Here is a 15,816-nt window from a genome sequence, read left to right on the forward strand (position 1 = left end):
GTCACAAGTGGAAACCAAACAGCCTCCCAGGCTAACCAATGAGGATTACCGATTGCAGCCTCGCGCGCCTGTTCAAGTATTTCACGGCATTCATCCGGGGACGATTCCGCTGCATTGGCATGAATTTTACGAGCTGAGTTATGTAGTTGGGGGAGAAGGGGAGCATAGGCTCAACGGCTCCGCGTATCCGCTGTCTTCCGGAACCCTCTTCCTGCTGACGCCGGCCGACTTCCATGAACTGGTGTCCGTGGAAGACAAGCCTCTTGAAATATACAATGTCATTTTTACCGAGGCCATGATGGAGGATAACCTGTATCACTGGTTGTTCGGAGGCAAGCTGGTGCTGCATGCACAGCTCGAGGAGATGCAGCACCGGCAGATATTCGCCGATTATGAACGGATGAGGGAAGAAACCGGAGCTTGGCGCGAAGGCAGCGAGATCGCGATTCGGGCTACGCTTCAGCGGCTGTTGGTGGATCTGCATCGGGGCAGTACCGCAAACCGCGCTTTGCCCACGAACGGGCCCGGGAATCGGCAGCTCAACGTAAACCTGCAAAGGGCCTTGATCTACATTCACCACCACTTCCGGGAAGATTTGAGATTGGAAGATGCCGCCGCACAGGCCCAATACTCGGCAACGTATTTCAGCGAGTGTTTCTCGAAGTCCGTGGGACAGTCCTTTCAGCGTTACCTGCAAAATGTCAGAATGCAATTTGCCGAATCGCTGCTTCGGGCTTCCTCGCTGCCCGTCACCGAAATTTGTTACGCCTCCGGCTTCAATACGTTAGGGCATTTTGAGAGGGTGTTTCGTCAGCGAAAAGGGATGTCCCCCAGGCAGTACCGCCATCATGCAGGGATAGCCGAAGATATGCAGTATTTTTCCTAACGAATGCGCAGTATGGTGTCACCGTCCGGGATATAATGGCCTCAGTTCGTGAAATCCTTACTTGACTGGAGGTTATGATGATGACAACGCAAGCGCTTTCGAAGCAGGAAGTCGAGTTTTATAAGGAGAACGGGTATTACCTATACCGGAAACCGCTCTTTAGCGCCGAAAAAATGCAGGTACTGACCTCAATCTTTGAAGAACAGCTGGAGGAGAAGGGCAGCAAGCTATCGGACGAACTGGATACGCCGCATTTCCGTGACGAAAGGCTGCTGGATTTCCTATTGGCCGATGAGGTGCTTGATCTGGTCGAACCGATCATCGGGCCGAATATCGGGCTGTGGTCGAGCCATTTTATCTGCAAAGATCCGCATGTCGGACGCGCTACGCCTTGGCATGAGGATTCGGCGTACTGGAACGGAAGATTAAGCAGCTTCGATAAGATTATCACCGTATGGCTGGCGATCGACCGCAGCTGGAAGGAGAATGGATGCATGCGCGTCATTCCGGGCACGCATCATAGCGGGTTCTCGGACTATGAGGAGGTGGACGGGACAAAGAATTTGTTCGACACCCAAATCAAGAGCGGCTCGGTTGATGAGTCCCGGGCGGTTTATTTCGAACTAGAGCCAGGGGAATGCTCGCTTCACGATTCGCGCATCATTCATGGCGCGGCGCCGAATACAAGCCCGTACCGGCGCTGCGGGTACACCATGCGGTATTTCTCGACGGACGCGCTGGTTTATCCGGATAAGAATCCCGGTTTTAAGGTGTGGCTGGCCCGTGGAAAGAACATCGCCGGAACGAAATTCGTCAACGAATAACCCGGAGGGGATAAAGGAGCGTGCATGAATTGAACATTCAGCTGTATAAGGCTCTGTGGGGCATGGAGGGAAGCTGCAAGGGACCAATTGACGAGGGCTGCACAAGCCGGTTACGCCGGGATTGAAGCTCCGCTGCCGCCAGCGAATCGGGAAGCCGAATTTAAGGATTTGCTGGAGGAATTTCAGCTCCATTACATTGCCCAAGTGACTACATCCGTCCCCCATCAAGAAACCTTTGCCGAGCAGGCGCGCCGGGCCGCAGCCTTCGGTCCGAAGCTGATCGTGTCCCATAGCGCCCGGGATGGCATGAAGATCGAGGAGCAATTGCGTTTTTTCGAGGCAGCGCTGATGATCGAGCAGGAGGTCGGCATCACCATCGGGCACGAAACCCACCGGTCGCGGGCGATGTTCACGCCGTGGACGACGCGCACCTTGCTGGAGGAGTTCCCGGAGCTGAGCATTACGGCCGATTTCAGCCACTGGTGCTGCGTGACCGAGTCCTTGCTGGAGGACTATGCGGAAGACATGGAAGCCGCCATACGGCGGACCGTCCATATTCACGCGCGCGTAGGCTACGCTCAGGGCCCGCAGGTTCCCCATCCCGGAGCGCCTGAATACAGCCGGGAGCTGACAGTCTTTGAAGCCTGGTGGTCACGCATTGTCCAATACCGAAGAGAGCAAGGGCTCGGTCACACCAGCATAACGCCTGAATTTGGTCCGCCCGGGTACATGCACACCCTCCCTTTCACAGGGGCTCCCGTCGCGGATCTCTGGGACGTAAACGAGTGGATGGCCAAACGCATTTCGGAACGGTTGGCGCCATAAATAAGAAACGAGAACAAGCCGGACCATATAAAGGTTCCGGCTTGTTGTTCGTTTCTTTGGGAAAGCCATCCCTGTCGAATCACTCATACACCCGCAGCCAGCCATCCAAGCATGCCCCAGCACGCACCAGGCCCGAAGGGAGGGACCCGTGCGCACGATGCACAAGAGAACCATACTGGGATGCCGTTGGAGCACCATCTGAAGCTTCCCGCTTCACCGTCAAGCGTTAGAATAAAACGATGCCGGCAGCGCCGGCCACAAGGAGAATCAGCAACGGGTGGAGTTTGTATTTGAGCAGGAGAAATAAACAAGCTCCGCAAATCAGCAGCGTGGGAATGAGTCCTCTTAAAGCCCCGTCGCCCTCATCGGGATAACCAAAATGAATGGCCGCATAGACGATGAGTCCGGTCGTAACCGGACGCAAGCCGTATAACGAAGATTTCACCCATGGATTCCCCCGCATGCGGTAGAAGAAGGCAGAGAGCATCACGATGACGACCAGCGACGGCAGGATGATGCCGACGGTCGAGACGACGGCCCCGGCATAGCCGGCGGTCTGATAGCCGATCAGCGTGGCGGCATTGGTGGCGATCGACCCGGGCGCCATGCCGGCCAGCGCCACGGTTTGCTGGAATTCCGCTGCGGTCAGCAGCCCTTTTTCCGTGATCTCCTTCTGAATGACCGGGATCACCGCATATCCGCCGCCAAAAGACACAAGGCCTACACCAATGAATATCATGAACAAGTCCCAATACATTTCCTTCGCCCCGATTCGTTTCGCTCAAATGTAATATTCCAATTCCGGGCAGCTGTCGGCCGCAGCCTTCTTCTCTGTATCCGCTCGAAGTCCCAGCCGTATCTTGATCCGGATGACGGCCATGCCGCCGAGCAGGCTAAGCGCAATCAGATAGAGGGGATGGACGCCGGTGAACAGCATCACGGATACGGTGGCAAGGGCGGTGATCGTTGTGGTGGCATCAAAGACGGCATATTTGGCCATCCGGTAAGCAGCCACCGCGATCAGCGCGATGATGGCGCCGTGCATCCCCTTTAAAGCCGCTTCAACCTTGGGCTGATCCCGGAAAAACACCGCAGCCGTGCTGATCAGGAGCACGATGATAAATGTGGGACATGTCACGCCCAGCACGGCCGAAACAGCCCCGGCCATGCCGGCTTGGCGGTGGCCGATCATGGCGGCGGCATTCACGCCGACGCCGCCGGGAGCGGAACCGGCAAGCGAGATCAGCTCGCCGATTTCCTCCTCGTTCACCCATTTTTGCTTGCTCACCACTTCGCGCTCAATCATGGGCAGCATCGCGTATCCGCCTCCGAAGGTGGAAGGCCCGATGCGAAAGAAGGTCCAGAATAGCCGGGTAAGCAGCATGAACCGTTCCTTCGCCCGGCTCAAGAACGCGTTCAGCTTTTCCATTAGGCGTGATGGATTCTCGGCATCGGCATCGGCTCCTTGCCAAGCTCGGCCCAGATATATTTAAGCAGCAGCTCCGCCTTCAGCTGCTCATATCCCGGTTCGTCCCACAAATTGTGCAATTCTCCGGGATCTGCTTCAAGGTCAAACAATTCGCCGTAGGTTTGATTGTAATAAACGGTGATTTTATAACGCTGCTCGATGTACGTTTTTTGATGAATCGTTGAGGGCTCATGCCGAAATTCGCAGAGGGCGTGCTGCCTTGCGGTATCGACAGCCCCGAGCCACACGTCCATTTGGTCGATGCCCGTCATCGCGTGCGGGACGGGTATGCCGCAGAAGGATAGGAAGGTCGGGGCCAGATCGACCAGAGACTGTATCGCATTCGACCTTTTCCCGGCGGGCACCCGTCCCGGATAACGCACAATGAACGGAAGCTTGATCAAATCCTCGTAATGGAACCCGCCCTTGGCTTGAAGGCCGTGCTGGCCGAAGAAATGTCCGTGATCGGTGGTGAAGACAACGATCGTATCCTCCGACAGTCCCAGTTCGTCCAGTCTATCGAGTATTTTGCCGATATATTTATCCATCATGCTGATCATGCCGTAATACACGGCGACCAGCTTTTTCTTGTCGTATTCCGTTAACCTGGATTTCGAGCCGTATTCGTAATAGTGATGGGAACGGTAACCGTGAATGCCGAACCCGGTCTCAGCGAGATGCGAAAAATCGGGCTCCTCTTCCTGCGTCAATCCGAAATGCGGCGGATTGCGGTCATGCTCTCCGGGCGTCAGGGACGGGATCGTGAGTTTCTCCGGATCATACATCGAATCCCAAGGCTCGGGCACCAAATATTCCGGGTGCGGGTCGAAGAAGCTTGCCCACAAGAAGAATGGCTCTTCCGCCTTCTTGTATTGGTCCAAAAGCGAATGGGTCCGCTCGGCGATCCAGGTATTGTAGTGGTATTTTTCCGGGATGGGCCATGTGTACGTTTGGGTAGGGTCCATGGTTCCCGTAGGCGGCAGGAAGTAATCGCGCCAATTGGCGCATCCTTGCTCCTCCAGCCATAGGGCATAATGTTGTCCGACATGGGCCTCGTTCGTATGGTTGCGCGCCAGCTCGACGTGATCGAAGCCGTAAAAAGGACCGTGAAAATTTCGCCAATACGCCAAATCCTGAAGGATCGGGTAAGCTTCGACGGACGGGTAGTCTTCCGTGGATGTTAACGGCTGAAAATGTGCCTTTCCCACCAGCGCGGTCCGGTATCCGGCTTCTTGGAAGCTTTCGCCGACGGTATGGCGGTCTTCCAGCAGCTTGGTCCCCAAGGTCCAGGCTCCGTGCTGACTCGGATACTGCCCCGTAATGATGGAAGCCCGGCTCGGCGTGCAGGTCGGATTGGGACAGTATGCCCGATCGAACGTCGTCCCTTGGCGCGCGAGGCGGTCCAGGTTCGGCGTAGAGATTTCAGGCTGAAACGCGCCGATCGTATTCCAATGCTGCTGATCGCTAGTGATTAGCAAAATGTTAGGTCTTCTCGACAAGTGTAATCCCCTCCTAGTATGATGATATTGAAAAATAGAGGTTATCAAAATAGCACCGTGTTATATTTTTGTTGTCATTTTGTTATTCTTGATGAAAAAATGAAGGGAAGAGGGGAAGTCGAGTTGCAGGAGTACGAATACGAGTATGCCGAGTTTATCTACTATACGCCGGGATATTTGGATAAAGAGGCACAGATCTGGCCCGTCCGGGCGGGGCGAAGTTTAGCCAAGCCCAATTACAGGGTCGGGCCGAAACGGATCGAGTGTTACAGTCTGCACTTCGTGCATGAGGGAACGGTGCGGCTGGAGTTCGACGGCAAACGAGTGGATCTGCAGAAGAATGATCTGTTCTGCCTGTTTCCGGGCCGGACTTATTACTATCACCTGATTCCCTCGGATGCACCGCTTCGGATGAGCTGGCTGGCATTGGACGGAAACAGGGTAAGGCCGCTGCTCGAGCTGGCCGGCTTGGTGCCGGAAAGCCCGTTCGGCAGACAAATGATCTCCTCCCGGGTCGAAAAGTCCGCCGAATGCGTGATTGATGCCTTGGCCGGCGTCGAGCGCTGGAAGCCGTCGGTATCGCTCGAGCTGCACGGTTTGGTTTATGGTCTGCTCGCCGGCATGGTTCCCGACACGGCTTCCGCAGAGCCGACGGAGCTTGCGGGATGGATTCACGAGTGTTTGGATTACATGGAATTGCATGCTACCGAGGGGATATCCGTTCAGCAGGTTGCCGAATTCGCGGGTGTGCACCGCTCGTACTTCTCCAATATGTTCACGAGCCAGGTAGGAATGCCCCCGCTGAAATACCTTCAGCGCATCCGAATGGACAAGGCCAAACGGTTACTAACGGAAACGGACGCCACGATTACCGAGATTGCCCTGTCCCTGGGTTATCCCAATTTGTATTCATTCACCCGGGCGTTCAAGATTTATTTCAAGGTGCCTCCCATAACGATGCGTGAAAATCCATGCTGATTCCAGGAAGCATTATATACTTTTGAAAACGGTTACGGGCCGGTTCTACTGAACCTAAAAAAGGAGACACTCGCCATGAAGCTCTCTACGATTCAAAGATGGCTATCGCCCAGACGAAGCATTCAAGGGAAAATATTCATTGCGTTCAGTGCGGTGACGCTCCTGTCCATCGTCTCCATTACGGTCATCGTGTATATGAGCATGCGCGAGACGATCATGCAAAATGCCGTCACCTCGGTTTCGGACAGCATCCGGCAGGCGGATGAATCGCTGAATATGATGCTGGAGGAAATCGACCGGCTGAACACCGTCGTGGTGACCAACAAAAACACGGTGATCGACACGCTGCTGAGCCCCCATGAAGAGATTAGTTATGAATGGTTTCAGGAACAGAAGCGGATCGACGAGTTTCTCTCCGTCCTGATCGATTACAAGCCCTATATTTCGCGGATTGCGGTGGTCGGTTTGAACGGGAAGGTGTATTTCTCGGGCGGTCCGTGGCTGGACAAGACGGTCTTGGGCAGCCCCATGATGGATTACATGCTCCACAACGGATCGCGCCATGCGTATTTCAAGCAGTCGGGCGTATCGGATGCCATCACGATCGGCCGTGAGATTCGATATAACCGCGAAACGATCGGAGTGGTCATGGTGGATTTGAATTATGATTTTATCCAAAAAACATACGGCGTGAAGCCGACCACCGACAGCATGATTTATGTGCTGGACAAGCAGGGCGGTTTCGTCTATGAAGCCGAATCGGCGCCGGCCTTTGCCCCTTCGTTCGATAAGATTCTCCGCATCCATCAGGACCTTGCAGGAAATGGGGATGCCATCAAGCAAAGCATAGACGGCAGAGATTATATCGTCGTGAGCCGTCAATCCGGGTATACGGGATGGAGCACCCTGGCTCTGATACCAATGGACTCGCTGTTGAGCGAATCGGCAAGGCTCCGCAAACTGTTGGCGGAGGTATCCATCATCGTGTTTATCGTTGTCCTGATCGCTTCGCTGCAGGTATCTTCCCGAATCACCCTCAACATCCGGCGATTGAAATCCCTGATGATGTTCGTGAAGGAAGGGAATCTGACGTTCCCGAAAAAGGAAATCAAAAGCGAGGACGAGACCGGACAGCTGTACCGTGTCTTCATCAGCATGGTGGAGGATTTGAAGCGGCTGCTGGAAGGGATCCGGGTCAGCGAGAAAGAGAAGCGGGAGGCCGAATTAACGGCGCTTCAGGCGCAGATTCATCCTCATTTTTTATACAATTCGCTGAATACCATCAAGTATTTGGCCAAGATGAACGGCGTGCCGAATATCGAAGAGGTGTCCGGATCGTTGATCGAGCTCATGCGCGGCGTTTTGGGCAATTCGAGCGAATTTTTGACGGTGCGGGAGGAACTGGATTATGTGGAACGCTATATCTCCATCGTGAAGTACAGGTATATGGAGCCGATCCGGATGGTCACCCAGGTGGAGGACGAAACTTTGCTGGAATGCCGGGTCCTGAAGCTGATGCTGCAACCCCTTGTGGAAAATGCCATCATTCACGGCATCGGACCGCTGGAGCAGGAGGGACTCGTGCTGATCCGCGTATGTGAAGAGGGAGGCGACCTCAAGATTGAAGTGATCGACAATGGAAAGGGGATGACGGCGGGGCAGCAGGCGCAGCTTCTGGGGGAGACGGGCAAGAACGGAAATACATCCCGTTTCAGCGGCATGGGGGTACGCAATGTGCATGAGCGGATCGTTCACATGTACGGAGATGGCTACGGCGTCAAATTGTACAGTGAGCCGGGTTTATACACGAAGGCCGAGATCCGGCTTCCGAACATAGTGGAGAATAAGGATAAATCCCGACAAGAGGTGATATAAAGCCATGTTTCAAGTGCTGCTTGTTGACGACGAACCGCTGGTGCGGCATGATCTGCGAACGCTATTGGACTGGAATGAGCACGGATTCGAATTATGCGGCCAAGCCCATAACGGTATCATGGCGCTCGCGATGATCGAGCAGTCTCCTCCGCATATCGCGATTATTGACGTGAATATGCCGGAAATGAACGGCGTGGAGCTCAATCGGGCGATTAAGGCGCGGTTTCCGTCCATTCAGACGATCATGCTCAGCAGCTTTGATGATTATGACTACGTGCGGGAGTGCCTGAAGAACGGCTCCATCGATTATTTATTGAAGCATCGGCTGGACGGTGCGACGCTTGCTGCCTTGCTTAACAAAGCGGTCCTTGAATTGCGCCGGGCGGATCGGCTGCTGGAAGAGAGCGAGGCCCGCAAGGTTAAGACCGAGCGGATAAATCCCGTGCACATCCGCGACCATATCGCGCATCTGGTCAGGGGACGGAAGGAGGCAACCCTGGAGGTTGAGGCATTTTCGCGAGAAAACAGCCTGTACAGCGGTGCGTCAAGCTATGCGGCCGCGGCCCTGCAGATTGTTCCATTCCTGCTGTTGACGGAGTCATACAGCGACGTGCAGACGAATCGGCTGGTTCAGCAGGTGGTCGATATGATGCAGCAGAGCCTTGGCGATATCCGGGAGCGGACGGCAGCTTATGTGGAGGATGGACGGTTCATGATCGTGTTTGCGTTTAAGGAACGGAGCGAGCATGCCATAAAGAGCGAAATCGACGGACAGATGAGGAAGCTTCAGCATGCGCTTGAGCTGTTCCTCAATTTAAAATGCGTAAGCGCCGTCGGACATGTGTGCACCAGCCTGACCCAACTCGGAACAAGCTACGGCTCCGCCGAACGGTTACTCGATGCTTCCCGCTCGGAGCCGTCCGGCAGCAGCGCTGCCCCCAGGATGCCGGGCCGGGCCGGCGGGCTTGCCGATGAATACCACCAACGCGTGTCTCTAACGATCGAGGAACACAAACAGCTGCTGCTTTCGATTGAACGACTGGACATCGAAGGCGTGCACGGTTTAATCGACTCTGTTTTTGCTTCCATCCACCACCTGCCGATCCATTCGCATACGGTCCAGATGATGGTCAGCGAGCTCATGCAAACCGGGGACAAGGCACTGAAAACCTGGCTGCCAGGGACGGAAGACGCCAAGGAAAAGCTCCCTTCCCGAAGCGAGCTCGGAAGGATCGGCAGCGTCGGGGAGCTGGTGCAGTGGCTGCAATCCTTCTATGCAGGCTTGCTCGGACTGCTGAAGCAGCACCGGGCGGGAGGGCCGTATTCCCGGCATGTCACGCAGGCCATACACTTTATTCTGGAGCGGTACCCGGGTTACGTGACGCTGGAGCTTGCCGCGGGCGCCATCGGCCTGAACTCCTCCTATTTGAGCCGAATATTCAAGGAAGAGACGCAGCGGACGTTCTCGGAGTATCTGAATCGGGTTCGGATCGATGCGGGGCGCAAGCTGCTGGAAAGCGGCAAATACTCGATCAAGGAAATCAGCGGGCAAGTGGGGTTTACGACCCATAATTATTTTTTCAAAGTATTCAAGGAAATGACGGGCCTGACCCCGCAGGAGTATTTGAACCGCCTGGGAAGAGGATAAGGATAAAACCGAGTATTCGGATCGGCAGGGAAACGAACTCGAAAGCCGCCTTGTTATAAACCGTAAAATATGTGGAGTAAATGGTCAAATTTTTGTAACGGGCCGTCAAGGCGGCTGAATTATAATAATCACACACACCAACGGTAAACGCTTACAAATAAGGTTGGTGAATAAGAAAATATGGGGGTAGCTGATACATGCGTAGACGCTGGGGAAGAAACGCGGTCATCTCCATGATCGTTTCCAGCTTGATGCTGGCCGGATGCAGTTCCGATGGAGGATCGAAGAAGGAAGCCGCACCCGAAGGTGCGGAGAATGTCGTACATACCACGGGGTTTCCGATCGTGGATCAAGCGGTGGAACTGAAAATGTTCACCCGGATTGCACCCGTGAACGGTCCGTTCAAGGAGATGCCGGTATTCCAGGATTACGAGAAATTGAGCAATGTGAAGGTTGAATTCATCGAGGCGCCGACGGACGGCTTCCAGGAGAAGAAAAACCTGCTGTTCGCTTCCAACGAGCTGCCTGACGCCTTGTTCCGTTCCGGGCTCTCGCCGCTTGAAGCCGTTCGCTACGGATCGGCAGGCCAATTGATTCCGCTGGAAGGCCTTATCGACGAATACGCGCCGAACCTGAAGAAATTGATGGAGGAATATCCCGAAATCCGTTCGGGCATCACGACGCCGGAGGGGCACATCTATGCGATTCCCGGCATTGTGACGCTGGGCGCGGCGCGTACGGATAAGAAATGGATCAACCAGATGTGGCTGGAGAAGCTGAATCTGAAGGTGCCGGAGACGACGGACGAACTGTATGAGGTGCTGCTGGCCTTCCGCGACGGAGACCCGAACGGCAACGGGAAGCAGGATGAGCTTCCGATGACGGCACGTGTCGGATTGTCGATCGTGGCCGCGATGAGCGGATCATTCGGACTGGATACGCAGCTCGGGTATAACATCAATATCGAAAATGACAAAGTGAGCATCTGGATGGGCAGCGACAAAAATAAAGAGATGTTGATGTATTTAAACAAGCTATACAAGGAAAAGCTTTTGGACCCTGAGATATTCTCCCACACGGAAGCTCAGTATTTGGCCAAGCAAGGGTCGGGAAATACGGGATTCTTCTTTGACCAGACCAACAATAACTTCTTGTCGATCCAGGATCAGTATACCGGAATCGCGCCGCCGGCAGGCCCGAACGGAGACCGGATGCAAAGCCAGGCCTTGCCGATTGCGCGGGACTTTGGAGCCTTTGCCATTACGTCCATCAACAAGTACCCGGAAGTCACGATGCGCTGGATCGATTATTTTTACAGCGATGAAGGATCTACTCTTCTGCGGTTCGGCAGAGAAGGAGAGCATTACGAACTCAAGGATGGGATCCCGTACTATACAGAGGATTTCCTGAAGGATATTACCAATCAGGCCAAAATCACGCCTTATGCGGGAGGAGGGGCCCCTCACATCATCAGCGAACAGGTTGCTTCGTTCATCAACCCGCCGCAGGTGCAGGAGGCGCAGCAGCAGCTGGATCCGTTCATGCCGAAGGTTCGTTACGCCGCCCCGATGTTTGACGAGCAAACCGCGCAGCAGGTCAACATTCTGCGCAACGACATCGACAAATACTACGAAGAGCAAAGCACGAAATTCATTGCGGGCGCGCTTAGCTTCGACAAGTGGGGGAATTCCAATCCACGCTCCAAAAGATGAAGATCGGCGAACTGGAGAAATTGTATCAGGATGCTTATGACAAGATGGAGAAATAAAGCTGCCACATCATCGTGAAGGAGTGGATGCCCATGAAGAGCGCCAACGCCGATAAAGCGATGGTTCTGCCTCGAAGCGATTCGAGGCGGGGCCCCCGCCTCTTAAAGCAAATGGCCAAGCGGTATGATCTGTATCTCATGCTGCTACTGCCCATCGTCTGGTATTTGGTGTTTCACTACGGTCCGTTGTACGGGCTGCAGATTGCCTTTAAAAATTTCAATCCGGCCAAAGGCATTCTCGGCAGCAGCTGGGAGGGCTTCGGACACTTCGAACGCTTCTTCGACTCGTATTATTTCTGGCGGCTGCTGTGGAATACGCTGTCCATCAATTTGTTCTCGCTCTTGATTGCCTTTCCGATTCCGATCCTGCTGGCCTTAATCATCAGCGAAATACGAAGCAAGACCTTCAGCAAATGGCTGCAGAACATTACGTACATACCGCATTTTATATCGGTAGTTGTAATCGTCGGCATCCTGAATGTGTTCCTGTCGCCGACCAGCGGTCCCATCAATCTGTTGATCGAGGCACTCGGCGGCACGCCGATCCGCTTTCTGGAGGAAGCGGGCTGGTTCAAGACCATCTTTATCGGTTCTAACATATGGCAGAGCATGGGGTGGCAGTCCATTATCTACATTGCGGCGCTGAGCGGGGTGAACCCGCAGCTGTACGAGGCGGCGAAGATGGACGGGGCTTCAAGGCTGCGGCGCATTTGGCATATTTCCTTGCCGGGCATCGCGCCAGTCATCATTATTTTGCTTATTTTGGATATCGGCCATTTCATGAACGTGGGCTTCGAGAAAATATTATTGATGCAGAACAACTTGAATTTGGAATCAAGCGACGTCATCTCCACGTTTGTCTACACGACAGGCATTTTAAAAGGGGAATACAGTTATACGGCCGCGATCGGGCTGTTTAATTCCGTCATCAATCTGGTGCTGCTCCTGCTTGTGAACCGCATTGCGCGCAAGACGTCGGAGACGAGCTTATGGTAAAGGGGGGACCGACATGTCCAAGCCATCGACAGTAAAGGAAGCCTCGAGTGAACGGCTATTCGACATCCTGATCTACGCGATCGCCGCTATCATTATCGTCATCGTGCTGTACCCGCTGTTGTTTATCGTCAGCGCATCGTTCAGCGATCCGGCACGGGTATTGAACGGCGAAGTTTGGCTGCTGCCGAAGGGCGTGACGCTGGATGCCTATGAGAATATTTTGCACAACGACAAGATTTGGACGGGATATCGCAATACCATCCTTTATACGACCGTCGGCACGGCAATCAATATCATCATGACGATTTTGGCAGCATATCCGCTGTCGAGACCCGATCTTCCCGGACGCAACGGGATCATGGTACTGATCACGCTGACCATGTTCTTCAACGGCGGGCTGATTCCGACATATCTGTTGGTCAAGGATCTGGGGATGGTCGACACGATGTGGGCGCTGATCATTCCCGGCGCAATCGCGACGTACAATCTGATCGTAATGAGGACGTATTTCCAATCGAGCATTCCCTGGGAGCTGCAGGAGGCGGCCCATATCGACGGGTGCTCCAATTGGAGGCTGCTGTTTAGCATCATCCTGCCCTTATCGAAGCCGATCCTGGCGGTCATGGTGTTGTTTTATGCGGTCGGCCACTGGAATTCGTTCTTTAACGCACTCATATACATCCGAAACGAAGATCTGCACCCGCTTCAGCTGGTGCTGCGCGAAATTTTGCTGATCAGCCAATCGGATGCCGTGGACGGCAGCGTGGGACTGGAAAAAAGCATCCTGCTGGCCGAGAGCATCAAATACGCGGTCATTATCGTATCCAGTTTGCCTGTACTGCTGATGTATCCTTTGGTGCAGCGGCATTTCGTGAAAGGCGTGATGATCGGCTCGATCAAGGGGTAATGCCGGTATGATCGCACGGCTCATCCTAAAATTCCATTGGAGGTTATATTCTTGAATACGAACGCAACGATTACCATTGATTGCAGCCGCAAGAGCGAGCATGAGATTAATCCGTATCTGTTCGGTCATTTTGTGGAGGATATCCGGGACCATATGGAGGCGATGCTCGCGTTTCCGCTGAAGGACATGGATTTTGAGAGCGATGCCGAAACGAAGACGCCGGTATCGGGAAGCTGGCGCGCGTATACGAACGGACGCAACACCCGGTACGCGATGGAAGCGCCGGCGCCCCGGCATTCGGGGAGAGCCCAGCGCATCCGCATCCTGAGCGATGATGAAGCTTATGCCGGCATAACGCAGAAGGCGGCATTAAAAGGGCCGATGAACTATACGGTCCGTCTTGTCGCCCGGGCCTCCGTCGAGCTTCAATACGTGACGGTGGAAGCCGTTGACCGGCGCACGGAGGAGACGCTTGGACGGCTTCGCATGGAGCTTGGCAGCCATAACTGGCAGCACTGCGAGGCGCAGCTGTCGATATCGCGCGCTTGCAGCGATGCCGAAATCCGGGTATATGTTCCGGCTGAGCATCCAAGGTGGATCGATCACGTGTCCACCGGCATGCTCTGGATCGATCACGTCTCTTTGCTGCCCGTCGACAGCATCGCCATGGTCAAACGCGAAGTGGTCGAGATGACTAAAGATTTGAATGCGGGCATGATGAGACTCGCAGGCAATTACATCAGCGCTTACCATTGGGAGCATGGCGTCGGTCCGGTCCTGGAAAGGCCGGTCATGTACAATGAGGCCTGGGGAGGGTGGACCAGCAAATATTTCGGAACGGACGAATTCATCCGCTTTTGCCGAGAGCTGCAGGTGGAGCCCCTGATTTGCGTGAACGACGGATCCGGCACCCCTGAAGAAGCCGCGCAGTGGATCGAATACTGCAACGGGAGCGCGGATACGCCGATGGGGGCTTTACGTGCCCGGAACGGCTTCCCTGAGCCGTATAACGTCAAGTACTGGGAGATCGGCAACGAAGTGTGGGGCCAATGGCAGGTCGGAACTTGCACGGCAGAGCGGTTTGCGGAGCGGACGATATCGTTTGCCAAGGCCATGAAGGAGGCGGACCCCTCCATCGTGCTGCTGGCCTGCGGTCATTACGAGCAGAACTGGAATAAGGCCGTGCTGGACAGGGCCGGCGAGAGCATCGATTATTTGACGCTGCATTTGTATCACGGCTACGGCCCTTTCGGCATGAACCGGGATACGCCGGCGGAGGATCGCTATAAGGCGATTGCCTCTTATCCCGAGTGGACCCGGCACCATGTCCGGCAGACGACGGAGCTGATCCGGTCCCGCCCGGAGCACAGCCATGTCAAGCTGGCGATCACCGAATACAACACGATGTATTATCCGAATACGGTGCGAAAAGGGCTGCCGAACGAGCACACGCTGGGAGCCGCGGTGGCCAATGCCGCCAACCTGAATGAAATGATGCGCTGCAGCGACATGGTGCACATCGGCAGCTTCTCTGACCTGGTGAATGGCTGGCTGGGCGGCTGCATACGCGTCGGGGACTATTATGCGGACCAGTACTGCGGCAAGCAGCCCGGCTGGAGCGGGCATCCCCTTACGATCTACGGGACGCCAACCTATGAAGTGCTGAAGCTTTACGCCAATCGGGACGTTCGGCGCGTCCTTCCCGTTCAAGCGGAATGCGGAACCTTCTCCGTGGCTTCGAGGAAGGAGACGCCTATGGCACTTGACGCGCTTCCAGACCTGGACATCGTGGCGGGGACGAATGACGACGGCAGCATCGTCACCGTGTTGATCGTAAATCGAAGCCTGGAGGCGGTTAGGGCCGTGCTGGATTTGAAGGCCTTCGAGGCTTCCGGGGAAACGACCCTTTACGAAATCACCGGCGATTCTTACGATGACATTAACTCCGTTTTCCAGCCGGAACGTATTATGTGCAAGGAAAGCAGGGTTCCGGCAGAGGCATGGAGCCAAGGCTACGACTTACGGCCTACATCCGTTTACGCGCTGGAATTCAGAGTGCAGGTGTGATGATATGAAGCTGTTCTTTTTAAAATGAATGTTTTCGTGCGAAAAAGTCGGACTGCGCTTGCAGTTCCGGCTTTT

General features: G+C 54.7%; 12 protein-coding genes and 1 pseudogene. 10 read left to right on the forward strand and 3 right to left on the reverse strand.

Annotated elements, in window-relative coordinates:
* The first annotated feature begins 7 nt into the window (after positions 1-7).
* From P0X86_RS03565 to P0X86_RS03575, 3 genes are all read left to right on the forward strand, one after another.
* Positions 8-886: an AraC family transcriptional regulator gene (locus tag P0X86_RS03565; RefSeq protein ID WP_213580166.1), complete on the forward strand. Its 879-nt coding sequence runs from the start codon at positions 8-10 to the stop codon at positions 884-886.
* 77 nt (positions 887-963) lie between these two features.
* The gene (locus P0X86_RS03570) at positions 964-1,710 is read left to right on the forward strand and encodes a phytanoyl-CoA dioxygenase family protein (protein ID WP_012818926.1); all 747 of its coding nucleotides are present in this window, start codon (positions 964-966) and stop codon (positions 1,708-1,710) included.
* 87 nt (positions 1,711-1,797) lie between these two features.
* Entirely contained in the window at positions 1,798-2,535 is a 738-nt protein-coding gene (locus tag P0X86_RS03575) for a sugar phosphate isomerase/epimerase family protein (RefSeq protein WP_277747795.1), read from the forward strand.
* A 226-nt stretch (positions 2,536-2,761) separates the two neighbouring features.
* On the opposite strand, the gene P0X86_RS03580 is transcribed toward P0X86_RS03575, so the two are convergent.
* The 3 genes from P0X86_RS03580 to P0X86_RS03590 are packed head-to-tail and all read right to left on the reverse strand — an operon-like array spanning position 2,762 to position 5,502.
* Complete coding sequence (locus tag P0X86_RS03580) at positions 2,762-3,292, reverse strand: chromate transporter (protein WP_096777081.1); 531 nt, start codon at positions 3,290-3,292, stop codon at positions 2,762-2,764.
* A gap of 24 nt (positions 3,293-3,316) precedes the next feature.
* Positions 3,317-3,964 (reverse strand): chromate transporter, encoded by a 648-nt coding sequence (locus P0X86_RS03585; protein ID WP_277747796.1) that lies wholly within the window; start codon positions 3,962-3,964, stop codon positions 3,317-3,319.
* Positions 3,964-5,502, reverse strand: coding sequence for a sulfatase family protein (locus tag P0X86_RS03590; RefSeq protein WP_277747797.1), 1,539 nt, complete (start codon positions 5,500-5,502; stop codon positions 3,964-3,966). Before P0X86_RS03590 ends, P0X86_RS03585 begins: the two co-directional genes overlap by 1 nt.
* Before the next feature lie 123 nt (positions 5,503-5,625).
* Here P0X86_RS03590 and P0X86_RS03595 point away from each other — a divergent pair, with 123 nt between their 5' ends.
* The 7 genes and pseudogenes from P0X86_RS03595 (at position 5,626) to P0X86_RS03625 (ending at position 15,741) form a co-directional block, all read left to right on the forward strand.
* The gene (locus P0X86_RS03595) at positions 5,626-6,480 is read left to right on the forward strand and encodes an AraC family transcriptional regulator (protein ID WP_277747798.1); all 855 of its coding nucleotides are present in this window, start codon (positions 5,626-5,628) and stop codon (positions 6,478-6,480) included.
* Between the two features lie 75 nt (positions 6,481-6,555).
* On the forward strand, positions 6,556-8,355 hold the full coding sequence (locus P0X86_RS03600) for a sensor histidine kinase (protein ID WP_213580169.1): 1,800 nt from the start codon (positions 6,556-6,558) through the stop codon (positions 8,353-8,355).
* A 4-nt stretch (positions 8,356-8,359) separates the two neighbouring features.
* Positions 8,360-10,003 carry a response regulator gene (locus tag P0X86_RS03605; RefSeq protein WP_277747799.1) on the forward strand — a complete coding sequence of 548 codons (1,644 nt, stop codon included), beginning with the start codon at positions 8,360-8,362 and terminating at the stop codon, positions 10,001-10,003.
* Positions 10,004-10,200: 197 nt separating this feature from the next.
* Positions 10,201-11,771, forward strand: a pseudogene (locus P0X86_RS03610) (extracellular solute-binding protein).
* A gap of 33 nt (positions 11,772-11,804) precedes the next feature.
* Complete coding sequence (locus tag P0X86_RS03615; protein WP_192569786.1) at positions 11,805-12,767, forward strand: ABC transporter permease; 963 nt, start codon at positions 11,805-11,807, stop codon at positions 12,765-12,767.
* Between the two features lie 13 nt (positions 12,768-12,780).
* Positions 12,781-13,674, forward strand: a complete 894-nt coding sequence (locus tag P0X86_RS03620) for a carbohydrate ABC transporter permease (RefSeq protein ID WP_096777073.1) — start codon at positions 12,781-12,783, stop codon at positions 13,672-13,674.
* 51 nt (positions 13,675-13,725) lie between these two features.
* Positions 13,726-15,741 (forward strand): alpha-L-arabinofuranosidase C-terminal domain-containing protein, encoded by a 2,016-nt coding sequence (locus P0X86_RS03625; protein ID WP_277747800.1) that lies wholly within the window; start codon positions 13,726-13,728, stop codon positions 15,739-15,741.
* Positions 15,742-15,816 lie beyond the last annotated feature (75 nt).

The sequence above is a fragment of the Paenibacillus sp. BR1-192 genome (assembly GCF_029542445.1).
Taxonomy (GTDB): domain Bacteria; phylum Bacillota; class Bacilli; order Paenibacillales; family Paenibacillaceae; genus Paenibacillus_AQ; species Paenibacillus_AQ lautus_A.

Excerpts from the sequence above, each read along its gene's own strand:
- P0X86_RS03570 (WP_012818926.1), top strand. The coding sequence starts at position 964 with ATGATGACAACGCAAGCGCTTTCGAAGCAGGAAGTCGAGTTTTATAAG.
- P0X86_RS03580 (WP_096777081.1), bottom strand. The coding sequence starts at position 3,292 with ATGTATTGGGACTTGTTCATGATATTCATTGGTGTAGGCCTTGTGTCT.
- P0X86_RS03585 (WP_277747796.1), bottom strand. The coding sequence starts at position 3,964 with ATGGAAAAGCTGAACGCGTTCTTGAGCCGGGCGAAGGAACGGTTCATG.
- P0X86_RS03600 (WP_213580169.1), top strand. The coding sequence starts at position 6,556 with ATGAAGCTCTCTACGATTCAAAGATGGCTATCGCCCAGACGAAGCATT.
- P0X86_RS03605 (WP_277747799.1), top strand. The coding sequence starts at position 8,360 with ATGTTTCAAGTGCTGCTTGTTGACGACGAACCGCTGGTGCGGCATGAT.
- P0X86_RS03615 (WP_192569786.1), top strand. The coding sequence starts at position 11,805 with ATGAAGAGCGCCAACGCCGATAAAGCGATGGTTCTGCCTCGAAGCGAT.
- P0X86_RS03620 (WP_096777073.1), top strand. The coding sequence starts at position 12,781 with ATGTCCAAGCCATCGACAGTAAAGGAAGCCTCGAGTGAACGGCTATTC.